The 2,452-nt window shown below is 72.1% G+C and carries 1 protein-coding gene; it reads right to left on the bottom strand.

The features are described 5' to 3' along the window. Positions 1-2,452, bottom strand: a 2,452-nt coding sequence (locus ACIRU3_RS47580; protein ID WP_404070700.1) for a type I polyketide synthase, incomplete at both ends; no start/stop codon positions are given.

Raw genomic sequence — 2,452 nt, 5'->3', positions numbered from 1 at the left:
CCACGTCACCCTCGACGCAGGACACCAACCGCCCCGCCTGCCCACGCAACGCCTCAACACCACGACCCGAAACCACCCAAGGCACCACAACAGGCGCAACCTGCTCCGCCGGTGCGGCCGGCGACGGCTGCTCGGCGAGCGGTGGCTGTTCAAGGATCACGTGGGCGTTGGTCCCGCTCACACCGAACGCGGAGATACCCGCCCGGCGCGGGTTCCCGGTCTCCGGCCAGGTCCGCTGCTCGGTCAGCAACTCCACCGCGCCCGCGGACCAGTCCACCTTCGTGGACGGCTCGTTCACATGCAGGGTGCGCGGCAGGACTCCGTGCCGCATCGCCAGCACCAGCTTCATCACACCGGCCACGCCTGCGGCGGCCTGGGTGTGGCCGATGTTGGACTTCAGGGAGCCGAGCCACAGCGGCCGGTCCTCCGGCCGCCCCTGCCCGTACGTGGCCAGCAGCGCCTCGGCCTCGATCGGGTCACCCAGGGTCGTGCCCGTACCGTGCGCCTCCACAGCGTCCACCTCCGCCGGGGACAGCCCGGCATTGGCGAGGGCGGCCCGGATGACACGCTGCTGCGACAGGCCGTTGGGCGCCGTGAGGCCGTTGCTCGCGCCGTCCTGGTTGACCGCACTGCCCCGTACGACCGCGAGCACCGGGTGACCGTTGCGCCGGGCGTCCGACAACCGCTCCAGCACCAGCATGCCCACGCCCTCGGCCCACGAGGTGCCGTCCGCCGCGTCCGAGAACGCCTTGGACCGCCCGTCCGCGGCAAGCCCGCGCTGACGGCTGAACTCCACGAACATGCCCGGCGTGGGCATCACGGTCACACCGCCCGCGAGGACCAGTGAGCATTCGCCGCTGTGCAGCGCCTGCGCCGCGAGGTGCAGGGCCACCAGCGACGACGAGCACGCGGTGTCCACCGTGATGGCAGGCCCCTGGAGCCCCAGGGCGTAGGCGATACGGCCCGAGATGACGCTCGACGACTTGCCCGTGAGGAGGTAGCCCTCCACTGTGTCGGGCGCCTCGTGCAGGCGTGCTCCGTAGTCCTGGTAGGTCATGCCGGCGAAGACACCGGTCATGCTCCCCTTCAGGGTGGACGGGTCGATGCCCGCCCGTTCGAGTGCCTCCCAGGATGTCTCCAGCAGCAGCCGCTGCTGCGGGTCCATGGCCAGCGCCTCACGCGGCGAGATCCCGAAGAACGCCGGGTCGAAGTCCGCGGCATCGTAGAGGAAGCCACCCTCGCGGGCGTAGCTCTTGCCGGGTGCGTCGGGGTCGGGGTCGTACAGGCCGGCCACGTCCCAGCCGCGGTCCGTGGGGAAGCCCGCGACGGCGTCGCGTCCCTCGCTGAGGAGCTGCCACAGCTCTTCGGGGGTGCGGACGTCTCCGGGGAGGCGGCAGCTCATGGCGACGATCGCGATCGGCTCATCGCCGGTCGCGGCGGCCGCCGTTCGTGCGGGCGTGGCCGCGTCCTGGGCCGCGGTGTCCGCGTCGGTGGTGTCGTCCGGTCCCAGCAGCTCCGTGCGCAGGTACCGGGCCATCAGTGTGACCGTGGGGTGGTCGAAGACGGCGCCGGTGGGCAGCCGCAGGCCGGTGGCCGCGTTCAGCCGGTTGCGCAGTTCCATCACGCGCATCGAGTCGAAGCCGAGCTCCTTGAACGCGCGGCTGACTGCGACGGCGTCTGTCCCGGCGTGGCCGAGGACCGCCGCGGCGTGGGTGCGGACCAGCTCCACGAGCAGACGCTCCTGCTCGCCGGCGGCGAGGTTCCCGAGCCGCTGCGCCAGCGCGGGACCGGAGCCGGCCGCCCTGGATTCCGTGTCGCCGGCGGACCCGGTGTTCTGGACGGCCTCGGGCAGCTCGTCGAAGAGGCGGCTGGCCCGGGTGGCGGTGAACTGGGTGACGAAACGCTGCCAGTCGATGTCGGCGACAGCGAGGAACGGTTCGTCGCGCCGCACCGCCTGAGCGAGCGCGTCGACGGCCGGCTCCGGCGCCATCGCGGTGAGTCCGCGTCGGCGCATCCGCTCGTCGGTGTCCCCGTCGGCCATGCCGCCGCCGCTCCAGGTGCCCCAGGCCAGGGACATGGCGGGCAGACCGCGGGCATGCCGGTCGTGGGCGAGCGCGTCGAGGGAGGCGTTGGCCGCCGCGTAGGCTGCCTGGCCGCCGTTGCCCCACACGCCGATGACGGACGAGAAGAGGACGAAGGCGTCGAGTTCGAGGCCGAGTTCCGTGGTCAGTTCGTCCAGGTGCCGGGCCGCTGTCACCTTGGCGCGCAGAACCTGCGTGAGCCGTGCCGTCTCCAGCGTCTCGATGACGCCGTCGTCCAGTACTCCGGCGGTGTGCACCACAGCGGTCAACGGCGGCAGCCCGGGATCCTCCGTCAACGACCCCAACAACTCCGCCAGCTCACCACGGTCAGCGACATCACACGCCGCCACCGTCACACCCGCACCAAGCCC

Origin of the sequence: Streptomyces sp. NPDC101151, from assembly GCF_044768335.1 — a bacterium.
In the GTDB taxonomy this organism is placed as follows: Bacteria; Actinomycetota; Actinomycetes; order Streptomycetales; family Streptomycetaceae; genus Streptomyces.
Note: the sequence above shows the minus strand (reverse complement) of the source record. Positions and strands in the feature narration are given on the sequence as shown.